At 63.3% G+C, this 18,034-nt stretch carries 19 protein-coding genes and 2 pseudogenes; 8 read left to right on the top strand and 13 right to left on the bottom strand.

The genetic code is table 11. The annotated features are described in order from the left end of the window. Positions 1 to 3: 3 nt before the first annotated feature. Complete coding sequence (locus tag CCR98_RS10600) at positions 4 to 1,842, bottom strand: copper resistance system multicopper oxidase (protein WP_046982963.1); 1,839 nt, start codon at positions 1,840 to 1,842, stop codon at positions 4 to 6. An 819-nt stretch (positions 1,843 to 2,661) separates the two neighbouring features. Between CCR98_RS10600 and CCR98_RS10595 the strand changes: the two genes are divergently transcribed. Next, positions 2,662 to 3,075, top strand: a complete 414-nt coding sequence (locus tag CCR98_RS10595; RefSeq protein ID WP_046982964.1) for a helix-turn-helix domain-containing protein — start codon at positions 2,662 to 2,664, stop codon at positions 3,073 to 3,075. Next, positions 3,072 to 3,239, top strand: a pseudogene (locus CCR98_RS21310) (Tn3 family resolvase); the annotation flags it as partial. The gene CCR98_RS10595 and the pseudogene CCR98_RS21310, both read left to right, overlap by 4 nt. Positions 3,240 to 3,436: 197 nt before the next feature. Here CCR98_RS21310 and merA read toward each other — a convergent pair. The 4 genes from merA to merT all read right to left on the bottom strand — a co-directional run bounded on the left by merA (position 3,437) and on the right by merT (position 6,473). After that, a complete protein-coding gene (gene merA, locus CCR98_RS10590; protein ID WP_087922554.1) occupies positions 3,437 to 5,164 on the bottom strand; it encodes a mercury(II) reductase in 1,728 nt (575 codons plus the stop codon). A gap of 218 nt (positions 5,165 to 5,382) precedes the next feature. Then, positions 5,383 to 5,817, bottom strand: a complete 435-nt coding sequence (gene merC, locus CCR98_RS10585; RefSeq protein WP_087922553.1) for an organomercurial transporter MerC — start codon at positions 5,815 to 5,817, stop codon at positions 5,383 to 5,385. Then, positions 5,817 to 6,104 carry a mercury resistance system periplasmic binding protein MerP gene (gene merP, locus CCR98_RS10580; RefSeq protein ID WP_087922552.1) on the bottom strand — a complete coding sequence of 96 codons (288 nt, stop codon included), beginning with the start codon at positions 6,102 to 6,104 and terminating at the stop codon, positions 5,817 to 5,819. Before merP ends, merC begins: the two co-directional genes overlap by 1 nt. Before the next feature lie 18 nt (positions 6,105 to 6,122). Continuing rightward, positions 6,123 to 6,473 (bottom strand): mercuric ion transporter MerT, encoded by a 351-nt coding sequence (merT, locus tag CCR98_RS10575; protein WP_087922551.1) that lies wholly within the window; start codon positions 6,471 to 6,473, stop codon positions 6,123 to 6,125. 326 nt (positions 6,474 to 6,799) lie between these two features. Here merT and merR point away from each other — a divergent pair, with 326 nt between their 5' ends. The 3 genes and pseudogenes from merR (at position 6,800) to CCR98_RS10560 (ending at position 11,148) form a co-directional block, all read left to right on the top strand. Next, positions 6,800 to 7,201, top strand: a complete 402-nt coding sequence (gene merR / locus CCR98_RS10570; RefSeq protein ID WP_087922550.1) for an Hg(II)-responsive transcriptional regulator — start codon at positions 6,800 to 6,802, stop codon at positions 7,199 to 7,201. 13 nt (positions 7,202 to 7,214) lie between these two features. Beyond that, positions 7,215 to 8,165, top strand: a pseudogene (locus CCR98_RS10565) (tyrosine-type recombinase/integrase); the annotation flags it as partial. 22 nt (positions 8,166 to 8,187) lie between these two features. Further along, complete coding sequence (locus CCR98_RS10560; RefSeq protein WP_087922549.1) at positions 8,188 to 11,148, top strand: Tn3 family transposase; 2,961 nt, start codon at positions 8,188 to 8,190, stop codon at positions 11,146 to 11,148. Between the two features lie 6 nt (positions 11,149 to 11,154). Here the strand turns inward: CCR98_RS10560 and CCR98_RS21305 are convergent, their stop codons facing one another. From CCR98_RS21305 to CCR98_RS10545, 3 genes are read right to left on the bottom strand one after another with little or no spacing between them, the layout of a single operon-like run. Continuing rightward, a complete protein-coding gene (locus CCR98_RS21305) occupies positions 11,155 to 11,376 on the bottom strand; it encodes a GDCCVxC domain-containing (seleno)protein (RefSeq protein WP_087922548.1) in 222 nt (73 codons plus the stop codon). After that, on the bottom strand, positions 11,369 to 11,662 hold the full coding sequence (locus CCR98_RS10550) for a cation transporter (protein ID WP_087922547.1): 294 nt from the start codon (positions 11,660 to 11,662) through the stop codon (positions 11,369 to 11,371). Before CCR98_RS10550 ends, CCR98_RS21305 begins: the two co-directional genes overlap by 8 nt. 8 nt (positions 11,663 to 11,670) lie before the next feature. After that, complete coding sequence (locus CCR98_RS10545; protein ID WP_087922546.1) at positions 11,671 to 12,027, bottom strand: mercuric transporter MerT family protein; 357 nt, start codon at positions 12,025 to 12,027, stop codon at positions 11,671 to 11,673. Between the two features lie 42 nt (positions 12,028 to 12,069). Here CCR98_RS10545 and CCR98_RS10540 point away from each other — a divergent pair, with 42 nt between their 5' ends. After that, complete coding sequence (locus tag CCR98_RS10540; protein ID WP_087924171.1) at positions 12,070 to 12,492, top strand: MerR family transcriptional regulator; 423 nt, start codon at positions 12,070 to 12,072, stop codon at positions 12,490 to 12,492. A gap of 250 nt (positions 12,493 to 12,742) precedes the next feature. Here CCR98_RS10540 and CCR98_RS10535 read toward each other — a convergent pair whose 3' ends face one another. From CCR98_RS10535 to CCR98_RS10515, 5 genes are read right to left on the bottom strand one after another with little or no spacing between them, the layout of a single operon-like run. Continuing rightward, positions 12,743 to 13,813 carry an ArsO family NAD(P)H-dependent flavin-containing monooxygenase gene (locus tag CCR98_RS10535; protein WP_087922545.1) on the bottom strand — a complete coding sequence of 357 codons (1,071 nt, stop codon included), beginning with the start codon at positions 13,811 to 13,813 and terminating at the stop codon, positions 12,743 to 12,745. Positions 13,814 to 13,837: 24 nt separating this feature from the next. Further along, positions 13,838 to 14,824: a thioredoxin-disulfide reductase gene (gene trxB / locus CCR98_RS10530; protein WP_087922544.1), complete on the bottom strand. Its 987-nt coding sequence runs from the start codon at positions 14,822 to 14,824 to the stop codon at positions 13,838 to 13,840. A 3-nt stretch (positions 14,825 to 14,827) separates the two neighbouring features. Next, the gene (gene arsB, locus CCR98_RS10525; protein ID WP_087922543.1) at positions 14,828 to 15,886 is read right to left on the bottom strand and encodes an ACR3 family arsenite efflux transporter; all 1,059 of its coding nucleotides are present in this window, start codon (positions 15,884 to 15,886) and stop codon (positions 14,828 to 14,830) included. Positions 15,887 to 15,906: 20 nt separating this feature from the next. After that, a complete protein-coding gene (locus CCR98_RS10520) occupies positions 15,907 to 16,398 on the bottom strand; it encodes an arsenate reductase ArsC (protein WP_087922542.1) in 492 nt (163 codons plus the stop codon). A gap of 26 nt (positions 16,399 to 16,424) precedes the next feature. After that, entirely contained in the window at positions 16,425 to 16,739 is a 315-nt protein-coding gene (locus tag CCR98_RS10515; RefSeq protein ID WP_087922541.1) for a metalloregulator ArsR/SmtB family transcription factor, read from the bottom strand. A 40-nt stretch (positions 16,740 to 16,779) separates the two neighbouring features. Between CCR98_RS10515 and arsH the strand changes: the two genes are divergently transcribed. Further along, positions 16,780 to 17,520: an arsenical resistance protein ArsH gene (arsH, locus tag CCR98_RS10510; protein ID WP_087922540.1), complete on the top strand. Its 741-nt coding sequence runs from the start codon at positions 16,780 to 16,782 to the stop codon at positions 17,518 to 17,520. Next, positions 17,517 to 17,957 carry an arsenate reductase (glutaredoxin) gene (arsC, locus tag CCR98_RS10505; protein WP_087922539.1) on the top strand — a complete coding sequence of 147 codons (441 nt, stop codon included), beginning with the start codon at positions 17,517 to 17,519 and terminating at the stop codon, positions 17,955 to 17,957. Before arsH ends, arsC begins: the two co-directional genes overlap by 4 nt. The last annotated feature ends 77 nt before the right edge of the window (positions 17,958 to 18,034 follow it).

Here is an 18,034-nt window from a genome sequence, read left to right as displayed (position 1 = left end):
AGGTTATTCCTCCACCCGCACGGCGCGCATCATGCCGGCTTCCATGTGAAACAGCAGATGGCAGTGGTAGGCCCAACTGCCCAGCGCATCAGCTCGCACTCGATAACTGCGTCTGCTACCGGGGGGCATATCTACGGTGTGCTTGCGAACCATGAAGTTGCCCTGATCGTCCTCCACGTCGCTCCACATGCCGTGCAAGTGGATTGGATGGGCCATCATCGTGTCATTGACCAACACGATGCGCAGGCGTTCACCGTAGTTCAATCGCAGTGGTTCGGCGGCCGAGAATTTGACCCCATTGAACGACCAGGCGAATTTCTCCATATGCCCGGTGAGGTGCAGCTCGATGTCGCGGCCCGGATCTCGGCCGTCAGGATCCTCAAAAGCACTTCGGAGCATCGAATAAGACAGCACCTTGCGACCATTTCCACGCAGGCCGTTGCCTGGATCGTCTAAGCGAGAGGTCGGCTTCATTGCCTGGTTATCAACCAATGGGTTGCCGGCCTCTCCAACGGGGTGCGACTGCATATCGCCGCCCATATCCATGCTTCCCGTGGACATGTCCATGCCGGCCATTGCATGGCTCTGCATCCCCCCCATGTCGTGCCCGGCATGGGGATCGTCCGTAGTGTCAGACATCTTCTTGTCGCCGCTACCGCTGTTCATTTCGGCCATGGCTCCGTGCGCCATGCCCATGTCCGCCATGGTCAGGATCGGGCGCGGATCGAGCTCTGGCACCGGTGCTCGCAGGCCTTCGCGGACGGCAAGGGTGCCGCTGACATGACCGGTTCGCCCTGAGTCCTGAGCGAATATGGTGAAGGCATCCTGGCCGCTAGGCTCTACGATCACATCGAAGGTTTCGGCTACCGCGATGCGGAACTCGTCGACCGTCACCGGGTGCACATACTGGCCGTCAGCGGCGACCACCGTCATCTTCAGGCCAGGAATGCGGACGTCGAAATACGTCATTGCAGAGCCATTGATGAAGCGCAACCGTACCTTCTCGCCGGAACGGAACAGGCCGGTCCAATTGCCCAGCGCGGTTGTGCCGTTCATCAAGTACGTGTAGGTGTTGGCATTCACATCTGAAAGATCAGTGGGCGTCATCCTCATCGAGCCCCACATGCGACGGTCGGCCAACGTTGCCTTAAGACCGTCTTGTTGGGCATCGCGGAGGAAGTCGCCTACGGTGCGCTTGTAGTAATTGTCGTGGTCGGCCATTTTTTTCAATCGCGCAAACAGCGCGTCGCCGCTCAGGTCGGTCCAATCACTGAGCATCACCACGTAGTCGCGGTCGAAGGCAAAGGGTTCCGGTTCGATCGGATCTATCACCAGCGGGCCGTATAGACCTGCCTGTTCCTGAGTGCCTGAATGACTGTGGTACCAATAAGTTCCGCCTTGCTGAACCGTAAAGCGGTAGTGATAGGCATCACCACGGTTGATGCCGTGGAAGCTCAGGCCTGGGACGCCGTCCATGTTGGCTGGCAACAAAATCCCATGCCAGTGGATAGAGGTCTCACTACCGTGAATGGACCCGACAGGCAATGCGTTGGCCACCCGCAGATTGACCGTAGTACCTTCACGCCAGCGCAGAAGCGGTGCAGGCAGCGACCCGTTCACCGTGATTGCCGAACGGGCGCGTCCGGTGAAGTTCACCGGAGTTTCGCCGATCGTCAGGTCAAACTCGGTCCCACTAAGGACATTGAGCTGGCCGGCCCCCTTCAGGGCCCAGCTTGATTTTGGCCAGAGGCCGAGCCCAGCAAATGCGCCACCGGCAGCAAGACCCTGAACAAAACGGCGACGCGATACGCTTCGCCGGTCATCGACGGGATCGAAAGACATGGGACACTCCAAGCATCGAGGATGCCCGCGCGGCGGGCACAGAAACGCTCTTCCCCAATAAGGGGACGACATGCTCTATCAAGGCGCCTTAGGCACCTGAAGCAATTAGCCGATGGGAGGTCGGATCAGATGAGGCAGCGCCGGCGATGGACGACCGACGGCCAGAAAGCGCTGGACTGGGTCACGCACCACATCCATTGGCACTAGTGCGAATACAACAGGAATAGACGCACAGGCCTGTACGCATGCGCAGCGGCAGGCACTCAACTTGCAGCAGTCTGACGCGGTGTGGTCGCCACGATGGCGTGGCGCCTGGGGCGATTTCACTTCCTGGCTGTGCCCCTTTGCCGCGGCAATATGGTGCTGTGCGCAAGCTGGATCTTCATTAGCCAGTGCCACTGATATCGCTTCGCTGGCGCCTTGCGTATGGAAGGCCGAACCCATCATGTGCACGGAAGACGCAGCCGAACTCGTCCCATTCAGGATGAGGGCTAGAGCCAGCACAACACGAAAGAGGATGGGATGCCACATTCGGCAAAGGATACCCGATTGTTGTGATGGCGGGATGCAAGCCCTAATTGGAACCTCAGTGCAGGTTGAGGCGCGGACCAAGCCACGTGCTTGACGGCCCATCACCCAAGATCTCGCCTGCTGCCTTGATCACAAGCAGGCCGAAACATTTCCACGGCAATGGCCAGCAGGGCACCGGAATGGACCATCCAGCCGACAAATGCTGCCGATCACTGCCATAGCCACGCCGCTGGTATGGCAGCGCCAGTGAGGGTAAAGTCCGTAGTTACTACGGAGTCAAGCGTACGAATGAAGATCAGTGAGGCCGCCGACGCCAGCGGGTGCCACCTGGAGACGATCCGCTATTACGAGCGGATCGGCCTGCTGCCGCGCCCGGGGCGCTCGGGCAATGGCTACCGGGTCTATGGCCCGGCAGACATCGAGCGGCTGCGCTTCATTGCGCGCGGCCGGGACCTAGGCTTCAGCCTGGAGGAGGTCCGTAGCCTGCTGCAGCTGGCCGGCGATGAGGAGCTTTCGTGCGGGGACGTGGATCGGCTGGCCCGCAGCCATCTGGTCGACGTTCGCGCACGCATGGCCGATCTGCAGCGCATGGCCAGCGAGCTGGAACGGGTGATTGCCAGTTGCAATGGCGGCCAGCGGGCCGAATGCACCATCCTGTCGACCCTGCGCCAGCCGACCTCCGTGGAGGCCACGCGCCAGTGACCGAACTGGACCGCTACCTCGATGCGGCCACGCGCCAGAACACGGGGCGCACCTATGCGTCGGCGCTGCGGCACTTTGAAGTCGAGTGGCAGGGCCACCTCCCAGCGACACCTGACAGCGTGGCCCGGTACCTGGCCGCTTATGCGCAGACCTTGGCGACCAGCAGGGATGCCCGAAGGGCGGTCTGTTCCGCCCTTCGATGGCTAAGCTCGCCAGGGATCTCGAACGATTCCTTTGGACCGCGCGCCAGGCTGGCATTCCGCTTGTTTGGCCAAGCTGCGATGTGAGCATGGCACTATCAATCCACGTCTTCGGCCAGTCTGGAAATCGTGTAGGCGTTCATCTCAATCGGTGTCGGCAACTAGCCTGCGCAGCACGACAGCTGTTTCACGTCCTTGACGAAGGTTTGCGCGGCGAGCTTCAGTCCCTCGACCATCGTCAGGTAGGGGAACAACTGGTCGGCCAAATCCTGCACCGTCATTCGTGCCCGGATCGCGAGCGCCGCGGTCTGGATGATCTCGCCCGCTTCTGGCGCGACCGCCTGCACGCCTATAAGGCGGCCGGTGCTGGTCTCGGCGACCAGCTTGATGAAGCCGCGCGTGTCGAAGTTGACGAGCGCTCGCGGCACGTTGTCGAGCGTGAGGGTGCGGCTGTCGGTCTCGATCCCGTCGTGATGCGCTTCCGCCTCGCTATAGCCGACGGTGGCCACCTGCGGATCGGTGAACACCACCGCTGGCATGGTGTCGAGGTCCAATGCCGCCGTACCACCGGTCATGTTGATCGCCGCACGGGTGCCGGCGGCGGCGGCCACGTAGACGAACTGCGGCTGGCTGGTGCAGTCGCCGGCGGCGTAGATGTCTGTGGCGCTGGTGCGCATGGTCCGATCGACCACGATGGCATCGCGCTCATCCAGCGTTACACCGGTGTTCTCCAGCGCCATACTGCGCGTGTTGGGCGAGCGCCCGGTGGCAATGAGCAGTCGCTCGGCGCGCAGCTCGCCGTGGTTGGTGGCAAGGACGAACGCGCCGTCCCGGTAGGACACCTGACTGGCCTGGGTCTGCTCCAGCACCTCGATGCCCTCGGCACGGAAGGCCTCCGTCACGGCTTCGCCGACCGCCGGATCTTCGTGGAAGAACAGCGCGCTGCGTGCCAGGATCGTGACCTGGCTGCCCAGTCGGGCGAAGGCCTGCGCCAGCTCCACCGCCACCACCGACGAGCCGATGACGGCCAGCCTCGCGGGAATCGTGTCGCTGGCCAGCGCTTCGGTCGAAGTCCAATACGGCGTGTCCTTGAGACCCGGGATCGGTGGCACCGCCGCGCTGGCGCCGGTCGCGACCAGGCAACGGTCGAATGCGACTTCGCGTTCGCCGCCGTCAGTCAGGTTCACGGTCAGATGGTGGCCGTCCTTGAAACGCGCTTCGCCCCGTACCAGTTCGATATTCGGGTTCACTTCCAGGATGGTTTCGTACTTCGCCTGACGCAGCTCGTCGACGCGGGCCTGCTGTTGGGCGAACAAGCGGGTCCGGTCGATGGCGGGCGCGCAGGCCGCGATGCCAGTGTCGAAGGAGCTGGTCCGCCGCACGTGCGCGACGTGCGCGGCGCGGATCATGATCTTCGAGGGCACACAGCCGACGTTGACGCAGGTGCCACCAATGGTGCCGCGTTCGATGAGCGTGACCTGGGCCCCGGATTCCGCCGCCTTGATCGCCGCAGCCATGGCGGCACCGCCGCTGCCGATGACGGCGATCCGAAGGGGCGCCGGTGACTCTCCCGAAGCGTCGTTGGACGTGTTGCGCGGCTGCTTGAGCAGACCGCCCAAGGCGCCCAGGACTTTGCCCACGGTCGAGGGCCTCGTGGCGGCGGTGGTCGTGGCCTCAGCCACTGCAGGCTCCACCAGTCGGTAGTTGCGGGGCAAGGCCTCGTTCAACCGCACCAGCGTCAGCGGTTGCGTGCTGCGAATGCGGACTTCCCGCTTGGGATAACTGACCGTGACCTCCGCGAGTTCCGACACGGCTTGCAGCGCCTTCTCGATGTGATGGGCGCAATCCGCGCAGGTCATGCCGGTCACGTTCAAGATGCGTTCGTTCATGGTGTTCCTAACTTCCAGTGGGGATGAGGCAGCGGCGTCTGTGCTCGGTGCAACGGGAGGGCCGCCTGCCATGGCGCGGAGGCGCCCTTGCTTCAGCAGCAATACGGCGCAGCCACGATCAGCAGGAGCGCGATGCCGACGATGATCCCGATCGCATAGAGATCGTCTTTCTTCGAACGCAGCCACGCCTTCATGTACCGCAACGCCTCATGGTCGGGTTAACAGCACTCTGTCTTGTCATCGGTCGTGGCGCCGGCCTTGCGTGGCCGGGAAATCAGATCCCAGATCGCAACCGCAACCATCAGCACCAAGCCGGGATACAGCAGATAGCCGCTGCGCTGATCCAATATCCGCATCACGAACACCGCGGCCAACACGAGGAGTGGGCCTGTCACGCTCAGCGCGCCCCGGAACCATTGCCCGTGACGACGCCAACTGATCACGTTGGCCAGGAGCGCAATGCCGGCAAATAGTGGCAGCAGGTAGCGGATGAACAGCCCTTCGTATTGGCTCAGGAAGCCCAAGCCGATAGCGGCGCCCAAGCTGCCGAGGGCGGGAAAGCATCCTGCGCAGCCAATCGCCGTCACGATGGAACCAACGACGCCTGCCTTGTCGGCCGCACGAGTGACGGAACCGGGACGGGTGGCGCGCATCAGGGCGACTTCCGCTTGACGGTGGACGGATAGCCCACGTTGGTCGTCGCGTCGGTGAGCGCCTTGAGGGAGGTCTTGGCGTCATCGAAGGTCACAACGGCTTCCTTCGATTCGTAGCTGACCTCGATCTTGGTCACGCCTTCGACTTTGCTCAGTCCCCGCTTGACGGTGATCGGGCAGGTCGCGCAGGTCATGCCCGGCACGGCAAGCGTCACGGTCTTGAGGGCGGCCCAGGCTGGTGCGGTGAACGCGAGGCCCAGGACGAGAACGGCGGCGAGTTTCTTCATGTGCGGATCCTCCGGATGTCAGTAGAACAACGGTGCGAGGTAGGGGAACGTCAGTGCCAGCAGAATCAAGGCCGCGACGATCCAGAACAACACTTTGTAGGCCGTCCTGACCCGGGGCACCGCGCAGACTTCGCCCGGCGCGCAGGTCCCGGCCGGCCGGTAGATACGGCGCCAGGCAAAGACCATTGCGACCAGGGCCGCACCGATGAAGAGCGGACGGTAGGGTTCGAGCGCCGCGAGGCTGCCCAGCCACGCCCCGCTAAATCCCAAGGTCACCAGTACCAATGGGCCGAGGCAGCACGCCGAGGCCAGAATCGCGGTGACGCCACCGGCGAGCAGGGCCGCGGCACCCGTTTTAGTGTTTTTCATCGAAATGTCGTTGATTCATCTGTGTTGAGCTTGCACTTTACTGCCGTACTTCAGTACGGGGTCAAGCGCCCCCTGCTCGGGGGCTGGGCCGAGTCTGCATGCAGCAGCGTGGCGAGGGTCACGTCACCACGACGATGCAGCCAGGTGCGCTCGATGGTGGGTTGTCTAGCCGGGCAGTACGGGCGAGGCAACCACAGCCGACCTGCAGGATGGCCCGGCACACACCAGCACAGCAGAGTAGAAACCAACGGAGGCGGGCATGGGCTTCTCCGATCGGGCCGAACGGCCGTAAACTACTTCCGTAGTCAAGTACGGGATCGAGCGGCATGGACAACAACCCGGAAAACCTGACCATCGGCGCCTTCGCCAAGGCAGCCGGCGTCAATGTCGAGACGATCCGGTTCTATCAGCGCAAAGGGTTGCTGCTCGAACCGAAGAAGCCCTACGGCGGCATCCGCCGCTACGGTCCAACGGAAGTGGCGCGAGTGAAGTTCGTGAAATCGGCCCAGCGGTTGGGCTTCAGCCTCGACGAGGTCGCGCAGTTGCTCAAGCTGGACGACGGCACCCATTGCCACGAAGCGGCCGAACTCGCGGCGTTGCGACTGGCCGATGTGCGCATTCGCCTGGCGGACCTGCGGCGCATGGAAAAGGCGCTGTCCCAACTGGTGGTCGCGTGCAATACGCATCACGGCCAGGTGTCGTGCCCGCTGATTGCCGCAATGCACTAAGGGGCGAACCGGCATGGCGAACCTGGACCGCTATCTCGACGCCGCGACCCGCGCGAACACGCAGCGCAGCTATGCCTCCGCGCTGCGGCATTTCGAGGTCGAATGGGGGGGCCACCTGCCGGCAACGCCGGACAGTGTGGCCCGCTACCTGGCCGATCACGCGGGCCAGCTCTCCACCAATACCCTTCGACACCGGCTCGCGGCCTTGGCAGGCTGGCATCGCGAGCATGGCTTCGTCGATCCGACCCGGGCACCGTTGGTGCGCAAGGTGCTCAGGGGCATCCAGACGCTGCATCCGTCGGTGGAAAAGCAGGCCGAACCACTGCAGCTTTCCCGGCTGGCGCAAGTGGACAGTTGGCTCACAGGCGCGATCATGACGGCACGGGACCGCGGCGCCAGGGCGGACGAATTACGCCACCAGCGCGATCGTGCTTTCGTGTTGCTCGGCTTCTGGCGCGGGTTTCGCGGTGACGAGCTGATCCGCGTGCAGGTCGAGCACCTGCATCTCGTGCCCGGCGAAGGCATGACCTGTTTCCTGCCACGCAGTAAGGGCGATCGGCAGGCGCAGGGCGCCACGTACAAGGTGCCGGCGCTGTCACGGCTGTGTCCCGTCAAGGCGACCTGGGAGTGGGCCGAAGCAGCCGCACTGACCGAAGGCTCGCTGTTCCGTGGCATCGACCGTTGGGGCCACGTCGCGGAGGACGCGCTGCACCCAAACAGCTTGATCCCCATGCTCCGCCGCCTGCTGACAAGCGCCGGACTGCCGAATGCCGAAGAATACAGCAGCCACTCCCTGCGCCGCGGTTTCGCCGGCTGGGCCAACGCGAACGGCTGGGACGTGAAGGCACTAATGGAGTACGTCGGCTGGCGCGACGTGCACTCGGCCATGCGCTACCTCGATGGCGGCGATCCGTTTGCGCGCCAGCGCATCGAGGCGAGCCTGCCACTGCCGGCGTTACCCACTCCCTGACCGAAATGAGGCTTCAATGGCGTCGATCGAACGGACTGCGTACCCGCAATTCAAGCGCAACCCCGTCGTCCGGGAACTGGTCGCCGCCTACACGCCGACCGACGCCGAACTGACCTTCATCGCCGACAACGCTCGGCAACCGGGCCACCGATTGACCTTGGCCCTTCTGCTGAAATCCTTCCAGCGGCTGGGCTATTTTCCCGCAATCGATGAAGTGCCCACCGCGGTCGTTCGGCACCTCCGTAACGCGCTGCGGTACCGGGTCCAGATCAAGCCCGCCGACATCGCGCCGAACAAGCGCTACCGCTATTTCCAGCGCATCCGGGATTATCTGCAGGTGCGTGCTTATGCCGACGGCGGCCTCGACGTGGCGGCCCGTGCCATCCATGAGGCCGCCGCCGTCATGGACAATCCGGCCGACCTGATCAACGTGGCGATCGAACAGCTTGTCCGCGACCGCATCGAACTGCCTGCGTTTTCCGCGCTGGATCGCCTAGGGCGCCGGATTCGCACCCTGGTCAATGGCCGTTACTTCACCCTCATCGGCGCGCGGCTGACGGCGGACGAGAAACAACGGCTGGACGATCTGCTGGTCGTCACCGATGCCCGCATCAAGAGCCCGTTGCAAGCAATCAAGCGCTTGCCCAAACGCTCGTCGCTACAGCACTTCCAGGAATTGATCGACCATATCGCGGCGTTGGACGAACTGGTCGGCAGCGAGTTGCATCTGGCGGACGTACCCGAGCTCAAGCGCAAGCACTTCGCCGCCGAGGCCCGGGTGCTGGACGCCGCCGAGTTGCGCGACTTCGGTCCGGCCAAGCGACACGCACTCCTGTTGTGTCTGATCCATCGCGCCCGGGTGCAAACCCGTGACGACCTGGCCGAGATGTTCATCAAACGCATGGGCAACCTCCACAACCGCGGCAAGGAGGAGCTAGAGCGGCTGCGTGCGCGCTATCGTGAGAAGACCGAGGCCATCGTCGCCACGATGTCGGATGTGATCCAGGTGCTCGACCGTCACCCTGGCGACACCGATGCCGGGCGGGAAATTCGCCGCCTGGTCAGCACGCGCGGGGGCGTTCAGACCCTGCAGGCCGATTGCGATGCCATCGCCGCCCACAGCGGCGACAATCATCTGCCGCTGCTGTGGCCGTTCTACAAGAGCCACCGCGCCACCATCCTGCGCATGGTGCGCATGCTGGACCTGGAGTCCACCACCGAAGACCGCTCGTTGATCGATGCGATCGAGCTAATCCTGTCGCAGGAGCGCGCCCGCGGCGACTGGCTCGACGAACCGGTCGACCTGGCATTCACGACCCAGCTTTGGCGGAAGACGATCACCCATCGTACCGAGCAGGGCGAGGAGCGCATTCGCCGCCGTCTGTTCGAGGTGTGCGTGTTCTCTTCACTGGCCAACGAACTGAAGTCTGGTGACGTGGCCGTGCGCGGGTCGGAAACCTACGCCGATTACCGCGAGCAGCTGCTGCCCTGGGAGCAATGCGAACCGCTGCTGGACGACTACTGTCGCCAGGTGGGCTTGCCGCCCTCTGCGGTGGGATTCGTCAATGCCTTGCAGTCCAAGCTGATGCAAGTCGCGGACCTGACCGATCAGGGGTACTTGGAGAACGGCCAGGTGATCATCGGCGACGACGGGTTACCGGTGCTCAAGCGCCACAAGGCCAAGGACATGAGCAGCGGCGCCCGCGCCCTGGAGACCGCGATCCTCGGCCGCCTGCGTGAGCGCAGCGTCATCGAGATCCTGTGCGACGTGGCCCATTGGACCCGCTGGCCGCGACATTTCGGACCGCTGTCCGGGTCCGACACCAAGATCGACCAGCCCACCGAGCGCTACGTGCTGACGGCGTTCACCTATGGGTGCAACCTCGGCCCGGCCCAGGCGGCACGGCATCTGCGTGGCGCCGCATCCGCGCACATGTTGTCGTTCGTCAATCGCCGTCACGTGGATGCGAACAAGCTGGCAGCGGCCTGCCGCGACATCATCAACAGTTACGCCGGCCTGCAGCTTCCCAAATTCTGGGGCGATGGCAAGCGTGCCGCGGCCGACGGTACCAAGTACGACTCGTACGACCAGAACCTGCTGGCGTCGTATCACATCCGCTACGGAGGCTATGGCGGCATCGCCTATCACCACGTCTCGGACACCTATGTGGCGCTGTTCAGTCACTTCATTCCGTGCGGCGTCTGGGAAGCGGTGTACATCATCGACGGGCTGCTGAAGAACACCTCCGACATCCAACCCGACACCGTTCACGCCGATACCCAGGGTCAGTCGCTGCCGGTCTTCGGCCTATCGCACCTGCTGGGCATCCAGCTGATGCCGCGCATCCGCAACTGGCGCGATTACCGGTTCTTCCGTCCGGACGAGGACAGCCGCTACGAGCACATCGATGCGCTGTTCCGGGAGGACATGGACTGGGACCTAATCGAGACCCACTGGAAGGATCTGATGCAGGTGGTGTTGTCGATCAAGTCCGGCAAGATCGCCGCCTCGACGCTGCTGCGCAAACTGGGCAACTACAGCCGCAAGAATCGGCTGTACCAGGCTTTCCGGGCACTCGGTGCCGCAGTGCGCACGTTGTTCCTGCTGCAATACATTTCCGACCGGGAGTTGCGCGAGCAGATCACAGCCTCCACCAATAAGGTCGAAGCCTATAACGGGTTCTCCAAGTATTTCTTCTTCGGCGGAGAGGGCGTGATCGCCGACAACGATCCGCTCGAACAGGAGAAGGCAGTCAAGTACAACGACCTGGTCGCCAATGCCGTTATCTTCCACAACGTGGTCGAGCAGACCCGCATCATCAAGACGCTGATGCGAGCAGGTTGGAAGATCACTCAGGAAGACGTGGCTGCACTCAGTCCCTACGTGACCAGCCACGTGAAGCGCTTCGGTGATTACCTGATCGATGTGGATGCTCTGCCGGAACCGTACGAAATCGAGCTGGCCCTGGCGGCGTAGCGCGGATCAACCTGTATTGCCGCAGCAGGGACTATGTTGCTGGATGGGCGGGCACGGCACCGTGCCGTAGGAACAGAATACGCAGCAATCGCCGGCCTTGGGGCGCAGCAGGGTGTGGCAAGCCGGGCACTCGTAGAAGAATTGGCATGCCGTGGTGGGCATGGTTTCGGTCGCCTGGTGCTCGCATGCAGGACACGTGAGCGTGCTTTGCAATTGCACCTCAGCCACCGTTCGCGCCCGCCTTGGCCGTGGCTGGAAAACCGGCGTCGGTGATGGCCTTCGCGATGGCCGCCGCGTTGGTGCGCTCGGCATCAAATGCCACCGTCACGGTGCCGGCTTGGGTATCAATATGCTTCGCCGTCACCCCTGGCACTGTGTCCAACGCTTTTTCGATCGTGATGCGACACGCTGGGCAGGTCATGTTTTCCACCTGCAGGACAACCTGCTTTGGAGTCGCCGCCCAAGCCAGGCCCATCCATGCCGTGAATACCAAACTGAGAAGGATCTTGCGCATGGGGACTCCTACAGGAACCAGCCGATGTAGTAAGGAAAGAGCAGCAGCAGCGCGATCAGGGCGGTGGCGAACCACAGCCAGCGCCGCCGGCGTCGCAATTGCGTGGGATCGACGCAGATGCCGTCGATGCGGCAGCGCGAGGTTGGGCCATAGAGCATCCAGAACGCCCAGGCCAGGCACACCAACGTGGCCGCGCTGAACCAAGGACGCCACGCGTCCAGGGCGGTGAGATTGACGATCCAGGCACCGCTGATGCCCATCAGGACCAGCACCAGAGGCACGACACAACACACGGACGCGCCAATCGCCGCGATCGCGGCGCCCAAAAGGGCAGGTAAGGAGGACTGTGGGGGACGTTGGGCCATATCCGCATGTTAATCTCCGTACCTAAGTACGGAGTCAAGCCGATGGTCACCCACGTAATGACGATCAGCCGGCTGGCCGCAGCCGCTGGTGTGCACGTCGAGACGGTCCGTTATTACCAGCGGCGAGGCCTGCTGCCGGAGCCTGAGCGCCCAATGGGCAGCGTGCGCCGGTACGGCCTCAACGAAGTCGGCCGACTTCAGTTCATCCGTCGAGCACAGGCGATGGGATTCAGTCTCGACGAGATAGCGGGGCTGCTGGAGGTCAAAGGCCAGCGCGCCTGCGAGCAGACGCGGCAGCTGACCGAACTGAAATTGGCCGAGGTGCGCCGGCGTCTGGACGAGCTACGACAATTGGAAGTCGACCTTGAGCATTTGGTGGCGGAGTGTCGCCACGTGGCGACCGGCGCGCCGTGCCCGACGCTCGATCTGCTGGCGCAACCGGCCGAGAAGAAAAATATCGGCTAAGTTGTTGTGCCAAAGGAATTATTTGAATTCCGTGGGGCATTTTTACACGTATCTCGGCTGAACCCCCTGATGACGCACCGCGCAGGCTGCAATCTCCGCAACCGCTACGCTCACGGACTACTAAGCGATCAACAGCTTGGGACCTTCCCCATTGTCATCACGTGGTGGGTCGTACTCAGGATGGTGTTGGACCCTTACCGCTGAAGTGGGCAAGCAGCGGCGCGAAGGCGCTGTTGAGACGCCTCTCTCGCTAGATGTCCCTTGCTGTGCAATAGGCCGTTATCTGCCTGACGGCCTCGCGGGCGTACCGCGTGACCCCAATCAGCGTGGCAGAGGCCATGCCGTTCCAATCCCCGTATCCCAACAACCAGACCGAGGGCACCGCCACCGCTCGCAGGCCGCTGCCGTCGACCTCCACCTGGCCCTTCGGGGTTACCAGGTCCAAGCCCTTCAGGTGCGACAACGCCGGGCGGAAGCCAGTGCACCAGATTACCGCATCGAACACCCGCTCGGTGCCATCGGCCCATTGCATGCCGGTGTGGGAGAAGCGGGCCGGCGGTGGCACGGCGGCAAGCACCCCTCGCGCCCGTGCGTCGAGCACCGGCGGCACCATCACGATGTCGCCGAAACCGCCTGACGGCAGCTCGGGCTCCCTGCCTTCCTGTTGCGCCTTCCATCGCTCAGTGGCGCGTTCGAACAGCACGCGGCCATCGACGTCATCGGCCAGGAACGCCGGGTCGTGCTGGGTGATCCAGGTGGTTTCAGCCACCATCGATACTTCGGCCAGAATCTGCGCACCTGAATTGCCACCGCCCATGATGGCCACCCGCATTCCGGCAAACGGCGCAGCGATACTGTAGTGGGCAGAGTGCAGCTGGATCCCGGCAAAGGAGTCCAGCCCCTCGTACTCAGGGGTGTAGGGTTCTCCCCATGTTCCGGTGGCGCTGATCACCGCCCGCGCCAACCATTGCCGACCGTCGCTGGCCTCCACCCGCAGCCGTTCGCCGACGCGAGTGATTCGTTGCACGCGGATGGGGCGAATGATCGGCAGCGCATATTTCTTTTCGTACTGCGCCAGGTAGGCCAGCACCTCCGCACGCGCAGGGTAGGGGCCTTGGCTGGCGGGCATGGGCCATCCGGGAATGGAGCTCCAGCCCGCCGGGGAAAACAGATGCAGCGATTGCCAGGCATGCTGCCATGCGCCGCCGGGCGACGCTTGCGCATCGAGAATCACATAGGACAGCCCGCTGCGTCGCAGGAAATAGCCGGCCGAAAGACCCGACTGGCCACCTCCAATAACCACCACATCGACGCTGTCCATCGGTGCTCCCTCGCGCCGCCGCACTCAGGCGGCGCTCTTACGCTGCTGTTGATCGGAGATCTTGAGTGCATCCAGGTAGCGCTCCGCATCCAGTGCGGCCATGCAGCCGAACCCGGCCGAGGTGATGGCCTGGCGGTAGTGCTGGTCGGCCACGTCGCCGGCGGCGAACACGCCCTCCACCGAGGTCTGGGTGGCATTGCCGCCTAGGCCCGATCGGATGTCCAGGTAGCCGTTGTTCATGGTCAGCTGGCCCTCGAACAGGCTGGTGTTGGGGTGGTGGCCGATGGCCACGAAGAAGCCGTGGGCGTCGATGTCGCGGGTGCTGCCGTCCAGGGTGGACTTCACGCGCACGCCGGTGACGCCGGCCTCATTGCCCAGCACTTCATCCACCTGGTGGTGCCAAACGGTTTCGATCTTGCCTGCGGCGACCTTGGCGAACAGCTTGTCCTGCATGATCTTTTCCGCCTTCAGGCTGTCGCGGCGGTGGACCAGGTAGACCTTGCGGGCGATGTTGGACAGGTACAGCGCTTCTTCCACGGCGGTGTTGCCGCCGCCGACCACGACCACGTCGTGGTCACGATAGAAGAAGCCATCGCAGGTGGCGCAGGCCGACACGCCGCGGCCCTTGAAGGCCTCTTCGGTCGGAATGCCCAGGTACTTGGCGGTGGCGCCGGTGGCGATGATCAGCGCGTCGCAGGTGTATTCGGCGCTGTCGCCGATCAACTTGAACGGGCGCTGGGTCACATCGGCGGTGTGGATGTGGTCGAAGATCACTTCGGTCTCGAAGCGCTCGGCGTGGGCCTGCATGCGTGCCATCAAGTCCGGGCCCATCAGGCCGTGGGCGTCACCCGGCCAGTTGTCCACCTCGGTGGTGGTCATCAGCTGGCCGCCCTGCTGCAGGCCGGTGATCACCACCGGGTTCAGGTTGGCCCGGGCGGCGTAGACGGCTGCGGTCCAGCCGGCCGGGCCGGAACCGAGGATCAACAACGGGATGTGTCGGGTCGTGCTCATGATTCAATAACTCCGTGCGTCGGCAGGAAAGTAGCGCTTGCCCAGCCGCAGGGCGACGTGGACCAACAGGATCAGCACCGGCACCTCCACCAACGGACCGATGACCGCAGCGAAGGCGACCGGCGAGGCCAGACCAAAGGCGGCGATGGCGACGGCAATGGCCAGCTCGAAATTGTTACCTGCCGCAGTGAAGGCGATTGCGGTCGTGCGCGGGTAGTCCTTCGCAATGAACTTGCCCATGAAGAAGCTCAGCACGAACTGAATGATGAAATAGAGCGTCAGCGGGATCGCGATGCGCACTGCATCCATCGGGATGCGCAGCACATCTCCCCCCTTCAGGCTGAACATGGCAACGATCGTGAACAACAGCGCCGCTAGCGTGATCGGACTGATCGCCGGCAGGAACTTCTCTTCATACCAACGCACGCCCTTGCGCGCCTTGAGCCAGCGGCTGGTGAGGAACCCGGCGAGGAAGGGAATGCCCAGGTAGATCAACACCGCCTCGGCAATGGTCCAGAAGCTGACGTCAATTACGCTGCCCTGCAGCCCGAACACCGGCGGCAGCCACGACAGGAAGAACCAGGCATACACACTGAACAGCGCGATCTGGAAGATCGAGTTGAAGGCCACCAAGCCGGCCACATACTGCCCATCACCGCGGGCGAGCTGGTTCCAGACCAGCACCATGGCAATGCAGCGTGCCAGGCCAATCAGGATCAGGCCGGTCATGTATTCGGGGTAGTCGCGCAGGAACAGCACCGCCAAGCCGAACATCAGGAACGGACCGATGATCCAGTTCTGCACCAGCGAGAGCATCAGCACGCCCTTGTCGGCGAACACCTTGGGCAGCTCTTCGTACTTCACCTTGGCCAGCGGCGGATACATCATCAGGATCAGGCCAATGGCGATGGGGATGTTGGTTGATCCAATCGACAGGCTGTGGAGCGCGCTGGGCACGCCTTCGAACATCGCGCCCAAGCCGACGCCCAGGGCCATCGCCAGGAAAATCCAGAGCGTAAGGTACCGGTCCAGGAAGGACAGGCGGGGGGAATCAGCAGTCATGGCAGGTCTCGGAAAAGCGGTTAGTCGATCTGAGCGATCGGGTCGAGGCGGGCCTTCAGCGCCACGCGGTCGTCCCAGGCGCTGTCAGGAATCTCCAGGAACGCCTGCAGGCGTCGCTTGATGGTCTGATGGGCACGGTCAAAGGCTTCTGCCTTCTGCGCATCCGAACCTTCCACGCCGGCCGGGTCGAACAGGCCCCAATGCACGCGGACGAAGTCACCAAACACCACTGGGCATGCCTCGGCCGCCGCGCTGTCACACACGGTGACGATCAGGTCCATGGCAGCGGCATCGGCTTCGGCAAATTCGTCCCAAGACTTGCTGCGCATGCCCTCGACCGGGAAGCCTTCGCGCTCCAGCTGGGCAATGGCAAAGGGATTGACGCGACCGGCCGGCTGGCTGCCCGCACTGAAGGAGAGATAGCGGCCTTCGCCCCACTTTTTAAGGGTCGATTCGGCAAGTACGCTGCGGGCGGAGTTGCCAGTACACAGGAACAGAACACGACGGGTCATTTGAGCGATCTCTAAGAAGGGGGAGGTCAGCAGCCAGCAGGACGTTCGCAGGCTTGTTCATCGGCGCAGCAGTTTTCGGTCAGGTAGGCCACCAGCGCGCTCATCGCCTCGAATTCGGCCCGGTAGCAGATGGTGCGACCGCGCTGCTCGGCGGTGATCAGGCCAGCGGCCAGCAACTCCTTCAGATGGAAGGAGAGGGTGGCACCGGGAAGGGAGAGGGACTGGGCGATGTCGCCGGCCAGCTTGCCGCCACTTCCGGCCTGGACCAGCAGGCGGAAGATGGACAGCCGGGTGGCGTGACCCAGGGCGGCCAGGGCTTCGGTTGCGTTTTTATGTTCCATGATTCTAGAATAGTCGAATCAAATAGCCAGGACAACCCCCATGCAACACCTTCCCAATGTCGTCCCCGGTGCCTTGAACCCTCCGGTGGCCGAAAAGCTGAGCGAGCCGAATGTCGCGCCGCACCGTCCCCGCATCCTGATCTTGTACGGTTCCCTGCGCCCGCAGTCCTTCAGCCGCAAGCTGGCGTTGGAGGCGCAGCGGTTGCTGGAACATCTGGGCGCGGAGACCCGACTCTTTGATCCGCATGAGCTGCCGATGCTCGATTCGGTGCCCGCCTCCCACCCCAAGGTGCAGGAGCTGCGTCAGGCCTCCTTGTGGTCCGAAGGGCACGTATGGGTCAGCCCGGAACGGCATGGGACGCTGACTGCTGTGTTCAAGAACCAGATTGACTGGCTGCCATTGGAAGAGGGGAGCGTACGCCCGACCCAAGGTCGCACCCTGGCCGTGATGCAGGTCTGTGGCGGCTCCCAGTCCTTCAACGTGGTCAATGCGCTGCGCGTACTCGGCCGCTGGATGCGGATGGTCACGATTCCGAACCAGTCCTCGGTGGCCAAGGCCTGGCAGGAGTTCGATGACGAGGGGCGCATGAAACCGTCGGCCTACTACGATCGCGTCGTAGATGTGATGGAAGAACTGGTCAAGTTCACCCTGCTGGTGCGTGGTCGCAGTGACTACCTGGTTGATCGCTACAGCGAACGGAAGGGGGCTGTCGAAGCGGCCGGCCTGACCGCCGCGGCCGGCGTCATCGAGACCGCATTGAATGAAAAGGAGAACGCATGAACGCTGTCATCTATCACAACCCCGAGTGCGGAACCTCGCGAAACACATTGGCGTTGATACGCCACGCCGGCATTGAGCCGGAAGTGATCGAGTATCTGGTCGACCCGCCCAGCCGAGCGCGGCTTGTTGAGCTGATTGCCGCTGCTGGATTGGATGTTCGCGGTGCCATCCGCCAGAAGGGCACGCCATATCTGGAACTGGGGTTGGACGACCCCGCGTTGAGCGAAGACGCACTGCTGGATGCCATGCTGGCCAATCCTATTCTCATCAATCGGCCCTTCGTCCAGACCGCCATGGGCACGCACCTGTGCAGGCCCTCCGAGATGGTCCTCGACATCCTGCCAGCAGTGCACGAGCCGTTTACGAAGGAAGATGGCGAAGTGGTGATCGGCCAGGACGGAACGCGCCCAGTCAGCCGCAGAAGCTGCCCCGACTGATCGTTGCGCTGGAGGGGGCGTTAGTTCATTGGTTAATGACTGCTGAGAAGTTTTGGGCGTGACGACCTCCGCCGCTA

It is taken from the genome of Stenotrophomonas sp. WZN-1 (assembly GCF_002192255.1).
In the GTDB taxonomy this organism is placed as follows: domain Bacteria; phylum Pseudomonadota; class Gammaproteobacteria; order Xanthomonadales; family Xanthomonadaceae; genus Stenotrophomonas.
The sequence above is the reverse complement of the archived record's forward strand: the minus strand, read 5'-3'. Positions and strand labels throughout refer to the sequence as shown.

What these genes read in the sequence shown, in the direction of transcription:
- arsB (WP_087922543.1), bottom strand. Translation starts at nt 15,886, where the DNA reads ATGACTGCTGATTCCCCCCGCCTGTCCTTCCTGGACCGGTACCTTACG.
- trxB (WP_087922544.1), bottom strand. Translation starts at nt 14,824, where the DNA reads ATGAGCACGACCCGACACATCCCGTTGTTGATCCTCGGTTCCGGCCCG.
- arsH (WP_087922540.1), top strand. Translation starts at nt 16,780, where the DNA reads ATGCAACACCTTCCCAATGTCGTCCCCGGTGCCTTGAACCCTCCGGTG.
- merR (WP_087922550.1), top strand. Translation starts at nt 6,800, where the DNA reads ATGGACAACAACCCGGAAAACCTGACCATCGGCGCCTTCGCCAAGGCA.
- CCR98_RS10545 (WP_087922546.1), bottom strand. Translation starts at nt 12,027, where the DNA reads ATGGCCCAACGTCCCCCACAGTCCTCCTTACCTGCCCTTTTGGGCGCC.
- merP (WP_087922552.1), bottom strand. Translation starts at nt 6,104, where the DNA reads ATGAAGAAACTCGCCGCCGTTCTCGTCCTGGGCCTCGCGTTCACCGCA.
- CCR98_RS10520 (WP_087922542.1), bottom strand. Translation starts at nt 16,398, where the DNA reads ATGACCCGTCGTGTTCTGTTCCTGTGTACTGGCAACTCCGCCCGCAGC.
- CCR98_RS10560 (WP_087922549.1), top strand. Translation starts at nt 8,188, where the DNA reads ATGGCGTCGATCGAACGGACTGCGTACCCGCAATTCAAGCGCAACCCC.
- CCR98_RS10540 (WP_087924171.1), top strand. Translation starts at nt 12,070, where the DNA reads ATGGTCACCCACGTAATGACGATCAGCCGGCTGGCCGCAGCCGCTGGT.
- CCR98_RS10595 (WP_046982964.1), top strand. Translation starts at nt 2,662, where the DNA reads ATGAAGATCAGTGAGGCCGCCGACGCCAGCGGGTGCCACCTGGAGACG.
- arsC (WP_087922539.1), top strand. Translation starts at nt 17,517, where the DNA reads ATGAACGCTGTCATCTATCACAACCCCGAGTGCGGAACCTCGCGAAAC.
- CCR98_RS10550 (WP_087922547.1), bottom strand. Translation starts at nt 11,662, where the DNA reads ATGCGCAAGATCCTTCTCAGTTTGGTATTCACGGCATGGATGGGCCTG.
- merA (WP_087922554.1), bottom strand. Translation starts at nt 5,164, where the DNA reads ATGAACGAACGCATCTTGAACGTGACCGGCATGACCTGCGCGGATTGC.
- CCR98_RS10535 (WP_087922545.1), bottom strand. Translation starts at nt 13,813, where the DNA reads ATGGACAGCGTCGATGTGGTGGTTATTGGAGGTGGCCAGTCGGGTCTT.
- merC (WP_087922553.1), bottom strand. Translation starts at nt 5,817, where the DNA reads ATGCGCGCCACCCGTCCCGGTTCCGTCACTCGTGCGGCCGACAAGGCA.
- CCR98_RS10600 (WP_046982963.1), bottom strand. Translation starts at nt 1,842, where the DNA reads ATGTCTTTCGATCCCGTCGATGACCGGCGAAGCGTATCGCGTCGCCGT.
- merT (WP_087922551.1), bottom strand. Translation starts at nt 6,473, where the DNA reads ATGAAAAACACTAAAACGGGTGCCGCGGCCCTGCTCGCCGGTGGCGTC.
- CCR98_RS10515 (WP_087922541.1), bottom strand. Translation starts at nt 16,739, where the DNA reads ATGGAACATAAAAACGCAACCGAAGCCCTGGCCGCCCTGGGTCACGCC.